This window comes from Prevotella sp. RM4 (genome assembly GCF_000701965.1).
GTDB lineage: Bacteria > Bacteroidota > Bacteroidia > Bacteroidales > Bacteroidaceae > Prevotella > Prevotella ruminicola.
In genome coordinates, this window is the sequence record NZ_JNKG01000012.1 from 12,626 (window position 1) to 29,988 (window position 17,363).

The 17,363-nt window shown below is 39.6% G+C and carries 9 protein-coding genes; 2 read left to right on the forward strand and 7 right to left on the reverse strand.

Translation table 11 applies throughout. The features are described from left to right. Positions 1-3: 3 nt before the first annotated feature. From T499_RS0111370 to T499_RS14500, 7 genes are all read right to left on the reverse strand, one after another. On the reverse strand, positions 4-4,293 hold the full coding sequence (locus T499_RS0111370) for a sacsin N-terminal ATP-binding-like domain-containing protein (RefSeq protein WP_033151074.1): 4,290 nt from the start codon (positions 4,291-4,293) through the stop codon (positions 4-6). A 14-nt stretch (positions 4,294-4,307) separates the two neighbouring features. After that, a complete protein-coding gene (locus tag T499_RS0111375; RefSeq protein WP_084163127.1) occupies positions 4,308-5,252 on the reverse strand; it encodes a DNA-processing protein DprA in 945 nt (314 codons plus the stop codon). A gap of 11 nt (positions 5,253-5,263) precedes the next feature. Next, positions 5,264-6,595, reverse strand: coding sequence for a haloacid dehalogenase-like hydrolase (locus T499_RS0111380; protein ID WP_033151076.1), 1,332 nt, complete (start codon positions 6,593-6,595; stop codon positions 5,264-5,266). Positions 6,596-6,605: 10 nt separating this feature from the next. Then, on the reverse strand, positions 6,606-7,724 hold the full coding sequence (locus T499_RS0111385) for a Fic family protein (protein WP_033151163.1): 1,119 nt from the start codon (positions 7,722-7,724) through the stop codon (positions 6,606-6,608). Between the two features lie 25 nt (positions 7,725-7,749). Further along, positions 7,750-12,705 carry an Eco57I restriction-modification methylase domain-containing protein gene (locus T499_RS0111390; RefSeq protein WP_033151077.1) on the reverse strand — a complete coding sequence of 1,652 codons (4,956 nt, stop codon included), beginning with the start codon at positions 12,703-12,705 and terminating at the stop codon, positions 7,750-7,752. Positions 12,706-12,725: 20 nt separating this feature from the next. Further along, positions 12,726-15,317, reverse strand: coding sequence for a helicase-related protein (locus T499_RS0111395; RefSeq protein ID WP_232221096.1), 2,592 nt, complete (start codon positions 15,315-15,317; stop codon positions 12,726-12,728). Between the two features lie 225 nt (positions 15,318-15,542). Beyond that, positions 15,543-15,746, reverse strand: coding sequence for a helix-turn-helix transcriptional regulator (locus tag T499_RS14500; protein WP_033151079.1), 204 nt, complete (start codon positions 15,744-15,746; stop codon positions 15,543-15,545). Positions 15,747-16,498: 752 nt separating this feature from the next. Here T499_RS14500 and T499_RS0111405 point away from each other — a divergent pair. Together T499_RS0111405 and T499_RS14710 are read left to right on the forward strand one after the other, a co-directional pair. Continuing rightward, entirely contained in the window at positions 16,499-17,041 is a 543-nt protein-coding gene (locus T499_RS0111405) for an HU family DNA-binding protein (RefSeq protein WP_033151080.1), read from the forward strand. Between the two features lie 143 nt (positions 17,042-17,184). Beyond that, a complete protein-coding gene (locus tag T499_RS14710) occupies positions 17,185-17,289 on the forward strand; it encodes a smalltalk protein (protein ID WP_157054508.1) in 105 nt (34 codons plus the stop codon). The last annotated feature ends 74 nt before the right edge of the window (positions 17,290-17,363 follow it).

Here is a 17,363-nt window from a genome sequence, read left to right on the forward strand (position 1 = left end):
ATCCTAACCTAATTCGCTTATATTATAATCTCCTTCTGCATTGAAAACAGTATCGAACATACTATTTAGAGCAGGTTCAGCCGTTGGATGAACTAAAAGCATAAGATGAACATCTCGATTTGTATAAATAGTATCTAAAATTAAATCATCATCTAAGACAATCTGGCTTGGAGATAATACACTCTTTATAGTTTCCATGATGTTCATGCTCCTTGTTGGTGTTAGACGCATGAAGACATTTTTAGTATTTTCTGCGATATCTTTTATATCATTTTCATTTTTAATAAGTTTGAAGTCATATTCACCATTGCCAGTACACAAACAAGCATAATTACCCTTTTTCACTATGTCATTCCATATCATAGGTGAAAGATGCCAAATGCCAAATTTTGCACTTTGAATGTTGATTTGTTTACCATCAGCTAGTGGAATGGGGGCATATCCATCTGTTCTAATGTAACTTTTCTCATCAAATCCAGGCCTTATGGTAAACTGCCCTAAGGATTTAATATACATTAAGGAACGGTATCTTGAGATTATGTGTTCAGATTTAACTCTATCTGAAGGCATTGAAAAATCGCCTCCCATAAACTCCTTTATTTTTTCCGAATACTCGTTCCTGTATTTCTCTTTTGCGCGTTCCTTTTCCTTTTGTTCTTTCTGCTTCTCTTCCTGAAGTTTTTCAAAGAGCTTGCGATACATCTCTAGTTCCATATCTTTTGCTCTTTGTTCTTTTAAAGAGTCAAAACAAACAGAGATATAGTCTTGATAGTCAAATGGAATAGTTTTGTCTTGGTAAACTTGTGCAAGAATGGATGCCACGTCTTCTTCCTTTACACCATTAATGTATAAGTGTTTAGTGTCTGGAAAGTACTTGTACTGACCAACATTTAAGCGAGCTATAATCTGCTCTTTATATATAATGCGAACAGGCATTTCTTTGTCAAGTTCATAGATGGATATTGACTTGGTCGGCTTCCAGGCTAAATACTTTGGACTATCAAGTTCCTTGGCCTCAGAAAAGTCTTCTTCTGCAAACTTTTTTTTCAAAGAAACATTATTAAACTTATTTGTTAAGTTAAACAATAATTTCTTTTGATTCTCACCATTAATGCTTGGGAATGAGGCAACCCATGCGAGAAAAGAGCTAGGGAATGTCTCTCCATCCCATTCGACCAGCGTATCATCTTTGAATTGTTTACGTCTTTTAATCTCAGCGCCATCTTCGAAGTGTAAATCTAGTTTTTTTAGAAGTTCTTTCTTCTGACAATCTTGACCACACCAGTCTTCAATATCTTTACATACTCTCTCGCTTTCTAAAGTGTACTCCGAGGAAAACAAATATTTGCCTTTTACATACTGGCTCCAATTATTAAAAGACTTATATTGAATCAAGACATCGGCAAGATTGTGCTCATGAGCATATGCCAAAATGTTGGCAATAGTCTTACCTATTTGAGACTCATCCGTACCAAATCTTATAATGCTATTCCAATTTGAAAGATTAGAAGAATTAGCCTGCCACCTAGTAAATAAGATAAAAATATATTGTGCTGGTAGGATTATTGTGCCGTCAGACGACAACAAGGCTCTAAGTCTTGTTTGAACATTGTTATTATTACTACTATCAGCTGAAAATATTTTTTTATACCCAATAATAGAAGAAAACATTTCTGCTACTTTACCATAAAGAGCACATTGTGTATCATCAGGAAGGATGTCACTCAATTTCATTGTATAAATATGCCCCATACCTTGAGTATTTTTACAATTGAAAGACAGCTCATTTGACGATGCGAAGCTTGTTAGAAGAGTATCATCTATCTTAATCTTGTCCCGAATAGAAACGGATTCAACCTTAGCCGCTACCTGTATGCACCTATATTCAAAGGACGTTGATGAGTAAGTAGAGGTTGAGGTCAAGTTTATTGTTTCTAATTTCTTAACGAACCCATCAACAGCAGTTTTACTGGGACTCTTTTCTATCAGTGACAAAACTTCATCCGTACAACCATATGTATTAATCATTTTTATGGTAAGGTCATCTTTCCACTGAATCTGATTTTTTTCATAAACGCTGTACAATTCGTCTATAGTAGTTCCCTCTTCTATTATATTTTCGAAGTGGGTCTCTATGGTATCTGAGAGGGCTGTATCGGACTTAAGTAAGTATTTTTGAATTTCATCAAAATTCTCATCTTTACAGATTATATATGGTTTTTGCCAAGTATCTACAAAATCTTTATACGATGCAAGATTCTCCAAAGCACATTGGTTGCCTAGAACGTTCTTGAAAATATTTAATCTTTTAATCGACACTTCCCCTACATTCTCCAATTCAACAAGAACAGAAACAAGTTGCAATTTATCGTTTGAACTGAGTTTTGCCCAATTTGCAGGATCTTCAACCTTTGCCTTAATTATTCTGAACATAGTATCCTCATCTTGCGATTTGAGCAAAGAAACCAACTTGTGGTTTTCAATTGTATCATCTGTGCACTTTATTCCAACAGTCTTTAAAATGGGAATAATGCCTTCAATTGTATTTGTAGTAATAAGATAGTCATCATCGTTCAAAATTTCATCCTGTGACAATCTCTCTTTACCTACCTTAAACAACTTAATTTTGGGCAGTAGTTTCTTCACTTCATTGGTTGAAGTTGTTGATTTAATCTCATCAAGAAATGCATCAAACACATCATTCGAACATGATGCAAGCCATGTATTAAGTAATTCGACATTACAATTCTCAATTATATTATTGATATTCCATTTGTAAAGATCTAGCTTATCTGGTGAATATGCTGATTCTACAATTTCTTTATGAGCTTCCCCATGCCAATAAAACCATTTAATGTTCGATAAGCCTATCTTATCAAAAGGTATATCCATCTTGACATCTTTAATCTTCACATTACTTAGATTTGTTTCATCGCCATCAATTGTAGGGGCACAAGTTCTAATCCCATCGTATAATGTATTATATAACACATCGTCCAGCCAGGCTTTTTCTTTCGAACTAGGCTTGTCAGTTAACAATATTGAGGCATAAAGCTGCAAATATTTTGTCCTATCGTTAGCCTTATATTGATTTAGCTTCTCAACTATAAAATCTGCTATTACAGGCAATAATTTCTGATTTGTATGTCCCTTTGTAAGTATTCTTCGATTTGCCTCGATTTGGAAGCTATCACTATGGATGAATAATGCCATATTATCCACCTCATCGCCCATAGGAAAGTATTTGTAAAAATTTGGAGATTGCCGTAACTGTTCAGCAGTTTGATAATAATCTTTAGAAGTGAAATTAAATGGTAAAAAACCAAATGAATACAAAATATCGAATTCTTTATATTGCGGTTCAATGGTGTTAAATAATTCTGTATTCTTTTTTATTGAATTATCGTTGATTACTAGCTTTTTTTTATAAATAGTCTCACCGTTAAAACAAATATTATCTAGTTGCTTTAACGTGTTCATTGAATACTCGATACCATTTTTCAGCGTATCCAAATCTTCGTCTAATAAACGCTTTTTATTCTCCCCGAGCTTTATAAAGAACAGAGTTCCTTGATTAAAAGAAGAGGGAGAATCCGTATACAATTCAGACAGGCATTGCGATACATACGACTGCATTTCTTCAAGCTCAGAAGCAGGGAAAATTACAGTGTCTTCATAGTTTATGTCCTTTACGACTTCACCTACATTTGCTGGAAAATTAGTTATAGCTATTTTGAACAAAAATGGGTTTTCTGCCAAACCTTCGCAAGAAATCGACTCTGAAGACATCAGAGCTTTCAGATGTTCTTGTTTGTCCCAGCTAAACATGATAGGCCCCTTATTATTATGAACCAATTCGTGTGTACCATTCCCCTTACCTACGAGACGATGAACAAGTTTGAAGCCAATACCTAATCTTCCAATACTTGATGCTGTATATTTTGTAGACTGGGCAATGTTTAATATAGAAGAGACTCCTTCTATGGAGAACTTCTCTCCATTGTTTACTGCCAAAAAATACTGATCATTGTAGAAAGCCCAGAAATGAGTAGACCCACAATCTACAGCATTTTGAAGGAATTCGTATATTGCTTGATTATCTTCTGCTATATCTAGCAAAGAAGGAAGATATTTTTCAATATCATCTTTAAAACCATGAAACAGTTCAAAGAAACCTTTTATCATCTGGTTCCCGTTTTTCAGACTGCAACCAATAAAGTTGATGTCAACGTCTGGACGATAACGTTGATTTCTAATCCATTGCCTATATTCTTTAGCTGAGTTTACTTTCATATTCAATACAACTATTAAAACAACATACCAGTTTTTGGTGTTTCCATTTCTTTGATAAGCTTATCATAGTCCTCTTTGCCAGAAAGGGTTAGAATACTCCCTACATTAAGCGAAGAGATTTTTTTCAAATCAATCATTTGAGCAAGTCCATCTTTTCCTTTTTCTACAATGAGACGATTTGCTCCAAAGACTTCTGTATAATATTCCTCTGAAGAAGGATAATGGATGATTCCTATAGGCCTTCCCAACTTAGCATATTTGGCCAATGTATATTTGGAACCACCATCAGCCTTACTTTGTACAAGAATTAAGCCGTGCGACAGACCTGCCTGAATTCTACTAGCCTTGCTACCAGAAAACTTGTCTTCTTTTTGTCGTGGATAGAATTCAGAAATAATAAGTCCACCGGCATTAATAACATCATCAATCACTCTAATATGATTAGAAGAACACGTTTCCTTATAAAGAAGTCCTCCAGATATGATGCCTACGACATTTTTAGTGACGTGACCATTATAATATATAGAATGTTCATCTATACCTTCAACAAGCCCATTGCAAATAGAATATTTGTGAGAAAAATATTCCCCTACTCTCTCTGCTATTTTATTACCGAGTTCAGTACTATGTCTTGTTCCGATAATGGCAATAACATGCTCTAATAAAGACACATCACCTTTAAGAAAGAGAACACTTGGAGGGTCGCCAATCTCGGCAAGTTGAGAGGGATATGTATCATCCAGAATACTTAGCATCTTGATGTCGTTAGCCTTGCAGTCTGAAATAATTTCATCTGCTACGGTACCATAATGCCTAAGGTTATCAGATTCATCTGGCTTGACCTCATAAACTATGTCCTCGCATGAAGCTATCTTCGACAATCTATGTCGATTCTTCTTTATAAAAGCAGGACCGATAGTTTTAACCATTGATAATATCAATAAATTCTTAATATCCATAGTCGATTATTTTATTGATTTGGTATGTCTTGAATATATCCACAACCATTACCGCCATATTGCGGTGGGGTACAAGAGTAGAATCTATGTCCGTCAGACCTGCGCATTTTGATAAGCATTGGTTGTCCACATATTGGACACATCACATCATTATTTACAGGTAACACCATTTGGAACATAGCTATAAACAAAACATTCCGAGCACCTTTCTCTTTCAATTTTCTTATTACATGCCATGCTGTAGCTCCTGTAGTTAATTGATCATCAAGGACAATCACATTTTTACCTGCCAGAGGGATTGGGACCTGTTGCTCTTGCCCAAACATATCAACAGTCGTTTCCATTGGACATTCCACAGATAAGTAGTTTTGTAGGAAAGTTTGTCTGTCCTTATACTGATTTTGATCCCGCAAAGAACCTTGAACATTATCAGACCATTTCAAAAGTCTGACCTTTTGGATAGGAGTTGCCACCAAGTCAAATATCTCTTTCATCTTGTTAGGTGGTGTGGTCGTTTTCTTATCCGTCAGGTAGGTGAAATAATCCCATCCTTGATTAAGAGAAGGCTGATTGAGATAACTTGATATACCGCTAGCCAATGATTGCAAGAAAGCCTGTGTACGCTGTGGGTTTGACATCATGTAATATTTATCTGCCCTTGCGTATTTATCACAGGATCCTTGTTCCTGTCTGGCAAGACATCTGATGCAAGCGCAAGAACCATCTGAGTACCTATTGTCGTTGAGTCTGATAGCCCGAACAGATGAAGAATCTGCAAACGCGGCTTCTATTGGATACAAATTAGACAAATGTGAATCGATAATAGATTCCATTTCTTGGAAAGTTTTTGCAGCAAATGTTGGTCCCATTTTTTTGCTCAACATCTCATCGCCTATGCCGTCACGTTCATCTTTAATGTCATCTGTAATTATGTATGGCAAGAACCAAATCGTCATGGCTCCAATATGTCTTCCGAGTTCGATGTCTAACTTGGTGTCGCCAATAACGAAACAGTTTCCGTTGTTAACCTCTTGATTATAATTCGGATGGTTGTCTAAAAATTCCTTCAGCTTCTGGGTATTGGGCTTATCAGCCAACGACACACGTTCAACCCCCAGCATGTCACAAATCGGATTAACATAACGGAAATGGGAGTCAGATACAACAATGATACTATCTCCTTTAGCTTTTCTGGATGCAATAAACTCCCTTGCTCCAGGGAAAATAGGAACTTGAGCAAGATAAGGCTCAATAGAGCAGTTCTCTTGCCCGTCTTTATACGGTTTCCACGTTGGATGAACCGTATTAATTATTGTTCCGTCTAAATCAATAAGTATCAACATCTCTATTCTGTTATCTTTTTAAATTGCCTAAAATTTCCCAATATCCGTTACGTTTACCGTTGACTCGCTTCAAGATTCCCTGTTCTTGTAGACGAGCGGTGATAGACTTCACTGTTCGCTCTGATTTGCCAATTTCGATGGCAATGAATTTCTGAGTAGCAGAGGGATTCTGTTGGATGACGCGAAGTACTGCAATCTCTTCCAAAGTGCAATTTTTGCACTTTGGAGGCAAAGAAAAGGCAGAATTATCGTTTCTAAGTGCAGAATTTGCACTTTGGGAATCAACTTTTGCACTTTGGGCATCTGGCTCTGGCTTCCAGTCCAAGTGCATCTCGCGATTCCTAAGAGGAGTGGTTTCGCCCAATAGCATGTTGCGGAAGAAACGCTCCAAGAAAATTGTAGTCTCAGTGATGCCCTCTTGCAGGTTGCTATAGTTTGCACGTACCAATGCGTTACGGAAGTACCAGGAGTGAGTAGCGAAGAGGTCGTTAGTTACTTTGAAGCCAAGCGTCTTCAGGTACTTAATCATGAATACTGCCGTGCTGCGAGTGTTGCCCTCACCAAAGGCATGTATCTGCCAAAGGTTAGCACAAAAGCGAGTCAGATGGCTGATTGCTTCATCAATGCTCTTCCCCTCGTAGCTAAAGTTGCGTTCCTGCCCCATGTCGTATTCCAAAGTCTCACTGATGGTGTCGGCACTGGCATAATAGACCGTCTCGCCTCGCAATACCCATTCCTGCTTGGTGATATTGTAGTCTCGTATGCGCCCAGCAAACTTGTATATACCTTCAAACAGACGGCGATGGATGGACGTTAACTGAGCTGGTGAAAAGTTAAATGTTTGCTCTTGCAGCAATTCCGTTATACGGGCAGAAACCTTATCAGCCTCTTCAGTACGTTCACCTTCTACCTCTTTGCGTCCTGTTTGAGACTTGTAGTAGCTGTCGATAAGTTGTTTCGCCTCAATGATGGTGATGTCACCCTCAATATGTTTACGAGCAGTCTCCAACAGATAAGGTGATGTCTTCAGACCATCAACCTCCTGCAAACCAATGGCAGTCTGCCAGGCGCGACCACGTTCCTGTTCTTGCGGTTCTCCTTGGCGAATGTACTCGTCGAGACCTTGCATGTATTGTTTATCTTCTGCCATAATCCTAATCTGCTTTTTGGTCATTAAATATTCTTTCAAAATGTGCCCAGGCTGTGCGGTAGTCGGCGATGCGGTCGCAGCGAGTGTAAGGAGCTACAAAAGTTTGTTGCTGGCCTCCGTAGAGTTCACTCTTTGCAGGGTCAATGGTGTGAGAATAAATAGGTGTAGTACCAGCATAGGTGTTTTCATCTATCTGTTCACCACGGATATCTTCCCAACCAAGCATACCTGTCTTAGTGTTGCGCTTACGATCGAGTCCTACACCTGTAAGCCCTTTCGAACAGGTGAAGACAATCTTACCCTCGGCATCATACCATGTGTCGTTTTCGTTCTGCTGAAGTACGGGGAACTGGATAGTGTAGATCATTTCGAGGTCTTGCAGTGACAAGCCGAGCGCCATAGCCGCAATGACATCTATCTCTACGAGTGCCTGTCTGCGCTCGTAGTAGTTGCGGAGAGGCGTTGCCCATTGCCATTTATTGGTAAGCATGGAGAATGGCTTCAGACGTATATCGTCCTTGCTCCATGTCTCCTGCTTGTAGGCAGCATCCCACATGTCTTCCCAAAGGTCGGAATAGGCAGTGGTAAGGCAGTTGAGTATGAGGGTGCGGGCGAAGAGAGAGGGTTTGTACTTAACGTCAATGCCAAGAGGCAAAGGCATTATTCGGTCTTTATGTAAATCTGTCACATTCATTATTTTAATTTTGAAATCCAAAACAATAGACGATGACAAACCTACAAATTCTACAAGATTATCGTATTCTTTGAATACAATTGACTTTATGCTCCCTATATGTAAATAGTTGGCTGGTAATATGGCACCAGACAAAGAACGTTCAGATGTTGCGCCCATCATTCTTCTAAATCCAGCTTTATAATAATGAAGCCAACTATCATATATGTTACTGCCATCTACATTTTGTCCAATAACAAAACCTCGTTGTAGCTCATCATATTGATCTATAGGTATAAGAGGAATATAGCATGTTCTTGGTTGATATGTATCAGAAATTGTTGTTAAATCAATAGGGTCATAGTCGCTATTCAATACACAATTTCTTCTTGGTGTTTTATAAACAGGGTTACAAACAAATACATGGGGGCCGACATAAATAAGTTCGTTCCCAGAAGTTGCACATACATCGCGTTTGGTATATCCCTTTCTTAAACATCCAGTTTCATCAAAAGCAACAGTAATAATTGGCTCTGGTGATATATCTCCAACATTCCCCTTAAAATTAGCAAATGCAGATAAAACGTGTAAAATAGAAGAAGCATGAATACTTACTAGTTTGGTACAAGACCAATCGCCACCATCTTCAAAAGCCAAAGACAACACTTTCAACTCTTCTTCTCCAAAATGAACAATTCTATCCTTATGAGCCTCTGTATTCCATCTTCCGTCAATAGTTTTTATACCGCCACATAAGCCATGACCATCATGTATAAGACATCCATCTATAGTACTCGGATGGAATAAATTGTTAATACTTATAAAGTTGACAGATTCTTGTCTTCCACCATATACCTGTTCACCATATTTCGTATGATGATCAACTTCAGAAAACAGGGTCATCTCATTCGCGTATTGGAAATGATAGCGTAAACGAAGGAACACTTCTTTACGAAGAGGTTGACCTTTGGGGTCGTCGTATATGCTCTCAGGGTGAAGCATTCCCATATAACCAGAATCCGACAGAAGAGAAAAACAATTTTCCAAAACGCACTTATACAAATTTGCCTTTTGTCCAACCAATAGAGGGTAATTGGAATATGCATTTGTAAATGTAATAGAGCACGCTATTTCCGTTTCCTCAGAGCGATAAAGATTTTCGAGATAAGCATCTTTCTTGAAATATTGTGAACGAAGATTACTCACCTCTGAAGCGCCGATCTTTCTGATAACTACTTCTGGGTACTTTTCACTAACAATCCCAACCTCATCAAAGGTAAGCATTACCCATGGTGGATTACCACAGATTATATCAAATCCATCACGAAGCCAGAACACTTCAATAAACTCCAACATTGGGTGGAAGAAACGATAGCGTTTTGCCAAACTGTCTGCAATCTTCAATCGTAAAGGATCCTCTTGAGCAAAAAGTGTAGAAGAGCCATGTGAAGATGTCAAGAGTTCTTCCTGAGTTTTGGTAACAATCTTAGACTCATCCTCTGTCATACGTGTTCCGTACTCAGGTGCATCCTCAGCAACCATACGAGAACCAGCACGCTCTAATGCCTGACGGGCACGAGTGTCAAGTTTATTATTATCAACATCGAGCAAAGCCTCTATATCTGCCCAATACTCCTCACGAGTAGGCAGATCGTTAGCATCATCATACTCCCAAAACCATAATGCGCACCAATAGTCCATCGCTAGTTTCAGCTTGCGATAAGCATTGTCACGTCGATAACGCGTATCGAAAAGTTGCTGTTTTCTTGCATAAGATTCTGCTTGTTCTTCTTCCTTAAACATTGATTCTGTATCAGAATGGTCTATACCATCCCAAATTTCTTTTCGATTGTTTGTATATTTATCGATTGAAATCTGGTCAGTATAATACTCTTTGAGCAATACATCAATTTTCAAAGACAATCGCTGGAGTGTCTGGAAATCATATTCGGTAATGGGTTTCGTCCAATCCTTAAGGATAAGTGTCATGCGAGCATACTCATTGGGATGGGTCTGCTTCTGCTCTTTGATGCTTCGCACACCAAGCATGTTAGCATCAGGTAGAAGGAAGTGATAAACTTCATTAACTGAACGATTTACACGATTGCTGAAGAACTTAACTTTATGAGGCGCTTTCTCCCACCATTTGTTTGGTTTCAATGAGCGACTCTGCTTTTCGGCAATACCTTTCACATCCTCTTTGCTATACACCTTTAGCCAGGCGCCAATCACAGCATTGCCAACAGCAAGACGGTTCGCAAAGAATGGCGTTTCCATATCTTTATGGATAACATTCAGCCAAAGCGACAACTTTCCCAGTTCTATAGCTGTGGGATTTAAGTCAACACCATAAACATTATGTGTGGCTATATATGCTTTTACCTTCTGCAGTTCATCGCGATACTTGTCTGGCTGTATACGCCAATTCCTTAACCCGCTTTCACGCTGCTGTCGCTGCTGGTGGGTGAGATAGGCATCTGCCAGCTGATTGATAACTTCATTCTGGAAGGCAGCAGCACCCATGGCTGGTTCTAGAATCTTCAATTCAAGAAGTTCAGTCGCTTTTCGCTTGTTGGCTTTCACTTCGTCGATGATAGCTTTCAACGTGTACTTTACTGTACTGCGAGTAAGAACTTCTGGCGTATAGTAACTGGCAGACTTCTGGCGATCACGACCATTCAGACGATATACAAATGTACCCTCAGGAAGAATGATGGGTTCACCAGTTTCCAGATTACATAACACCTCCGAAATATCAAAATCGCCCATGCGGCTATATGGAACCAAGAATGTTCCATCTTGTGGATCATTGGCTTTATGAACCTCAATATAGTCTTCTTCGGCATAGAATCCACGATAAGCAAGCAGGCTCTCGTAAACACTACCCAACTGGTTAACGCCAAGGTTGGCATAGCTGATACGTCCGCAGTAATTTTTCTTTTTAGAAAGTGACAATGCCTTAATAATCTCCTGCCATTTAATATTTCGTATACGTACATCAGCTAAATGCTTCAGATTTTTGTTATTAAACAATGGAGAATCGATAGGACGGACTCGGAAGCTCTTGTAGTATCCAGATAAGGTTGCATTGTGGCCATCAGACAACAAATTGAACAGATGTCGAATACTATCGTCGAAGAAGAATCCGTCGCGGCTTTCCTGAGAGTTCAAGCGAACCATCTCCAAATCGCGAAGTGATTCGAGAGAATAACCATGTTTATATACCTCGTCACCAATAGGGAGTATTTCCAATTCCTCACGGCTCTCGGCATAGAAGAGGAAAAGCAAACGGTACACAATAGTAAGACAATCGTCTTTCACTTCAGCCTCAAACGAATCGTCAGTATAGTCACTAACTGGAACACTATTGTTTTGCTTCCACCAGTGCAAAGCCTCGTTTGCTAATGTTTCAACAGCAAAGATTACACCTTCCTTCAAATCCTTAGTAACCTCGTAGGCGTTCTTGTAGCTCTCCTCTATAATGGTGTCCATCAACACCATCTCTCCATCGGCAGCCAGTGTCTGTTTGCTGACAAGCATATGGAAAAGAGCATAGTAATTCTTGAAGGCAGGAATACGAGCCTGCGCAAACAATTCGTCTAGAGAGAATTGCAGATAGCTGCCCTTTGCCCATTTATCCTTATCGAAAAGGAATACCACATTTCCTGCCATCATCAGAATAAAGTGAGGGCGGCGCTCTTCTGGCAATAGGAATATCTGGGTAATAGCCTTATTAATAATGGCTGGAGATATTTTATATCCATCAGGAATTTCAAAGACATAACGCCACTGACCAGCTGAATACTTTTGCTGCTTGGTATATCTATCAGGCTCACTCTCATACTGCTGTTCAAAAAGACCTGCAGGCTCTTGATCATTTAAGGCTATCAGATTCTGCATTTCCATTACAAACATCTTCACCTGCTGACCTTGGCGAAGAATATGGCGTACAGGAATCATCTCAATAGGATCAGAATCTTCAGTTACTACACAATGCTCTTGGTAAGCATGGTCAGTTTCATAACCAAGTATCTTCAAAAGCTGAGTATTGAAGTCGTGGGTCTTTTTGATGGCATCCTCTGTTCGGGGATTATTATTGATGATAAAGTTCTTATACTCATCGTAGTCATGCTGGAGTCGAACAAATGGAGAACAAAGGGCCTTAACCTCATCATTTGACAGGCCTGCGCACTTTTGTACTTTATCCAAAAAGTCCTCACCAAAATAACCCGATGGGAAATAATCACCTACGTTTTGTATGAAACGATATTTTATATTGTCAGCCATAGAATTGCTTATATTTATCTTTAGAAATTATAAAAAACTGCCAGCAGGCGCATATATGGATCAGCCTTATCAAGCGAGAACATATCCTGATAGAACTGGCCCGACTCGTCGCGGATGGTATGAATCTCTTCAATCTGTTTATCACGATTGCGACGAGTTACAACTACACCTTCGTCTCCGAAAAGAGATAATTGGTTTTCTGCTTCATTAGCCCATTTGTTGAGTTTACTCTTATATTCGGTGAGCTGGGCTTCCATTTTTACAGCAACATCGAACTGCTTTTGCATCATATACATTTCGATACCATTCGTAATTGCACTAGGAAGGTTTTGCTGCAACAATTCAATATCAGACTCTTGGACACCTTGCAAATAACCTTCTGCGATATGGTACTTATTCAGGAACTCATCAAGAGATGCTGGCTGTTCGCGGATGGCGCCCTCCCTATCGATAGGAACAACGAAGAACTTGCTAACAAGCGTCTGCCCTAACCCATTTGCATGACTTCCATAGAACAAATAGTAACTCAAGCCTACAGGTAAATGCTCGCCCTTAACTACTAATGCCTGGTTCTTAGGCACAGAAGCCGTAAACTTAGTTAGCAGATATTGAATGATGGGATGAAGATCATATAAAGGTAAGAACTTACTCCAACCTCCATCTTTGCTCTTTCGAGATGCTGCAATAGATTTATTCAATGTAGGCTTATCTGCACACAGACGGTAAATATTGTCTGATGGTACGGCTTCGCGAGGCATGTCGAACAATACATCGCTCAGTTCTGCATTGTTTTTTACCTCTACGTATGGCACATCACCTTCTTTCCAGCTTACATCATCATGATTGATGGAACCAATAGCTTCCAATTCATTGAACAGGTCACGATAGAATGACTCGTCTGACTGATACAAAGAAAGTTTTGGCTCAAATATCTTATCCGAAAGATGCTCTTTTGCGGGAGTTGTTGCCACAATATCAGGACGACGGAATCCTCCACGATGGCGACGAGTTGGCTGCAGGAAATCTTCATCACCTTTTTTCAAGGCCTCTGCAACTTCATCTTCCTCCTTCTTACTACTATAAAGCTCCATAACACTCATGGCATCGCCAAGTGTGTCGTGAACCTCTTGTTCCTTATCGCGCAGCTTATCAATAATGCGGAAATCTGTACGCAGGTCAGCATCCTGGCCCTGTGCTACGAGATAGTAAATAATAGGCGTTTGCTTCTGTCCATATCTGTCGATTCGACCATTTCGCTGTTCAAGGGTGATAAGACTCCAAGGGATATCATAGTTGAACATGATGTGGCAGAAGTAATGCAGGTTTACACCCTGAGAACCGGAATCGCTGGAAATGAATACACGTATCTTACTATCTTCCTTAGCGAAATCGTTAACCATCTCTTCCTGCTCAGTATCAGTAAGCGAGCCATCGAAACGTTTAACCTGGTCGTCATTAAGTCCGAACTCCTTCTTAATATTCTCTTCAAGAAACTTCATGGTTGCTATTCGCTCTGTGAAAATAACAACACGCTCTTTGGAATTCTTCTTCCATATCTCTTTAAGCTTCTCGCGGAAAGCTACATAGCGTGTGTCAAGACCAAGATTGATATTGCTGTTCACCAAATCAAGCAATTCCTTAATCTCTACGCTATCATCCTTTTTAATTCGCTCCTCCAGAGATGCCTTTGCTGCGTATGGTGAAGAAAGGTAGCTCTTGAAAAGTGATAAAGAATACAGTGGGTCTGTACCATCTTCATTATTAACAGAACGGAATTTGGTATGCTGCACCTTTAAGAATTTCTCTTCCTCAGGATGGAGATCGACAGGAATACTAATAACCTTACGGTCTTGGAACTGTCCACGAATCCTCTCATCCTCAATGTCCTTCTTAAATCTGCGCACATAATATGGCTTCACATCCTCCTGGGTATATTCGCCATTACGGGGAATAGAAATAGGATCAAGCATTCGCATAAGATTTGCGAATGACTCTGCATTTCCATTGTGAGGTGTTGCTGAAGCGAGAATCATCGAGTCGCACTTCTGGGCAAGGAACTGGGCCAAATCGCCACGCAGGCTATCTTCGTTAGCAACTTTATGGCACTCATCTATAACAATAATGTCCCAATGAGTCTTTTCGAGCCAAGCACGGAAACGACCGTTATTCTTCAGCGTATCTATAGATATGATGGTCTTGTCATAATAGTCAAAGGGATTCTTGTTCATAGGAATCTCACTCTGAATCTTGGCAACACCAACACTATCAAGACGTACAAGAGGAATGGCAAAACGATTCCAGATTTCTTCCTGGAACTGGGCAAGAATACTCTTCAAAGCACAAACAAGAATACGTTTTCCACGACCTCGACGTATCATCTCGCTCAGGAAAATGCCAACCTCGATAGTCTTACCAAGACCTACGCCATCTGCAATAAGCAAACGAGGGCGAGGTAGTTCAAGTGCCTTCAAAGTAGGCTCCATCTGATAATCAGCAATATCATATGCACCACCTTGAGCCACAGTTATCTTATGGGAGAAGAAGGCATTACTTCTTATTGCCGTTTCAATAAGAAGGCGTGTCTTACGCCATCGTGGATCCTTATCTGCCACAAGCAGAGTATTGGAAGGGCTGACAATCTCAATGTCAGTATCAATACTTGTATCAAAAATGAAATGATGATTCTTCACCAATTCACTTATACCTGTAGCATGTAAAAGATAAACATCATTTATATCTCGTTCAACGTTAGTGATGAGAAAATCCTCACCACGAACAGTAATTCTTTGTCCAGCTGCGTAACTTACATTCATAAAAATACAACACTAAAACCACAACTATCTATTGACATGCACCAACGAACTCAGTTCAACATCTAATAACTGAGCAATCTTGATTAATGTTTCAAGGGTTGGTTGACTGCTATTGGTACACCACTTTGAAACAGTTGCAGGATCCTTTCCCAACTGCTCAGCTAACCACTTGTTGGTTCTCTTCTTTTCAACCAACACAACTTTAATCCGATTAATGTCTTTATCCATAAGATAGCTCTTGGTTCGCTTTATTAATTATTTGTGGCAAAGATAATAAAAAAGAAGCACGAAACGTAACTTTTGCATCAAAAACTAATAAAAAAGTTCTATTTTATGGCATAATTTTCATTTTTAAGCAGAATTTTGCCTTATTTATAGATTGTTTTAATCTGTCTACTTCTTCGGCATCATCTAAATCAGCTTTAATCCAACAATAATCAATTATCTCTATATAATGATTATTAGGAGATAAGATTAGTAGAAATTGAGTGCCTTGAAAACAAATCTACTTTGTCTATACGGCAAAAGAATGCTTTTCCGGCATCCATCAGGGGGGGATGCACTGTGACAATTGTTACAGTTACAGTTTTTTAGGCGAGCAAATATGTAAAAAGAAAGAAATCCTTACAAAATAAATTACTATATATAATATATATTATATATAGTAAAATTTTAGTTGTTAGTTTTTAGGGCTCATTAAAGAAACTGTAACTGTCACTACTGTAACACTTACAGCACCTTGTTGATTTTAACAATTCATTAACAGTTGATATTTCACAGTATGACGAAAATTTCGTACCTTTGCATTGTCAAGATGAAGATGGAGATGACGCTCCCACACGAGGAAAAAGATTCTCCCACGTGCACTAAGAAAATCTGCCACGCGTGGCCGCAAATCTACATTAAACATTGAGACATGAAACATTAAACATTTACAATTAAAAATTTATTTACAACAACACAAAAATTAAACTAGAATTATGGCATTGAAAGTTAAAGCACAGGAAAAGTTGCAGAAGATTGGCAAGTATGAGGGCACTTATCGCTACATCATGATGCCGGAGTTGTACACCTCGCTCTCTCAGGAAAAGGTGATTAAGGAGGCTGCCCTGCGCAGCGGAGTTAGCAAAGGCATTATGCAGGCCTGCTGGGATGCTGCTGGCGAGGTGATTAAGGCTTGGGCCACTGAGGGTCACTCGGTTGCGCTGCCAGGTTTGGGAACCATGCGATTCGGTATCCGCGCCAAGAGTGTGGCCAAGGTAGATGAGGTGAAAGCCGGACTGGTAACCAGTCGACGCATTATCTTCACCCCTGCGGTGGATCTGAAGGAGGAGCTGGCAGGTACAGCCATCCAGATTACCTGCTACGACCGCGATGGTAAGGAGATTAAGCGTGTGACCAGTACCGACCCAGGTACGGTTGAGGATCCCGACGAGCCAAGCAATGGCGGTGGTAATACCGGTGGAAACCAAGGTGGTAATACCGGTGGCGGTGGAAACCATAACGAGCCCATCGGAGATTAGTTTTTAGGCACGGATTAACACGGCCTTTTTATAAAAGAACACGGCTGTTATCAACGAAAAAAGAGCAGCGTTTCTCTAAAAGAGAGCCGTGTTATCCGTGCCTAAAACAAAACAGAGTACTAACCTATTAATAGCATGTAACTATGAGCAAGAAGGAGACATTAAAATTCATCGTGCAGATGATAGCATCGATCGCTACGGCGATTGTGACGGCACTGGGAGCCACATCGTGCATGGGAGCCATGTAACAAACATTAAAAAAATCGTGACGGAGTGATGCCGTTGCGATTTTTTTAGTATTTTATTTTGTTTTTCGCGCGAT

Excerpts from the sequence above, each read along its gene's own strand:
- T499_RS0111390 (WP_033151077.1), bottom strand. The coding sequence starts at position 12,705 with ATGGCTGACAATATAAAATATCGTTTCATACAAAACGTAGGTGATTAT.
- T499_RS0111375 (WP_084163127.1), bottom strand. The coding sequence starts at position 5,252 with ATGGATATTAAGAATTTATTGATATTATCAATGGTTAAAACTATCGGT.
- T499_RS14710 (WP_157054508.1), top strand. The coding sequence starts at position 17,185 with ATGAGCAAGAAGGAGACATTAAAATTCATCGTGCAGATGATAGCATCG.
- T499_RS0111385 (WP_033151163.1), bottom strand. The coding sequence starts at position 7,724 with ATGCAAGGTCTCGACGAGTACATTCGCCAAGGAGAACCGCAAGAACAG.
- T499_RS0111370 (WP_033151074.1), bottom strand. The coding sequence starts at position 4,293 with ATGAAAGTAAACTCAGCTAAAGAATATAGGCAATGGATTAGAAATCAA.
- T499_RS0111405 (WP_033151080.1), top strand. The coding sequence starts at position 16,499 with ATGGCATTGAAAGTTAAAGCACAGGAAAAGTTGCAGAAGATTGGCAAG.
- T499_RS14500 (WP_033151079.1), bottom strand. The coding sequence starts at position 15,746 with ATGGATAAAGACATTAATCGGATTAAAGTTGTGTTGGTTGAAAAGAAG.
- T499_RS0111380 (WP_033151076.1), bottom strand. The coding sequence starts at position 6,595 with ATGTTGATACTTATTGATTTAGACGGAACAATAATTAATACGGTTCAT.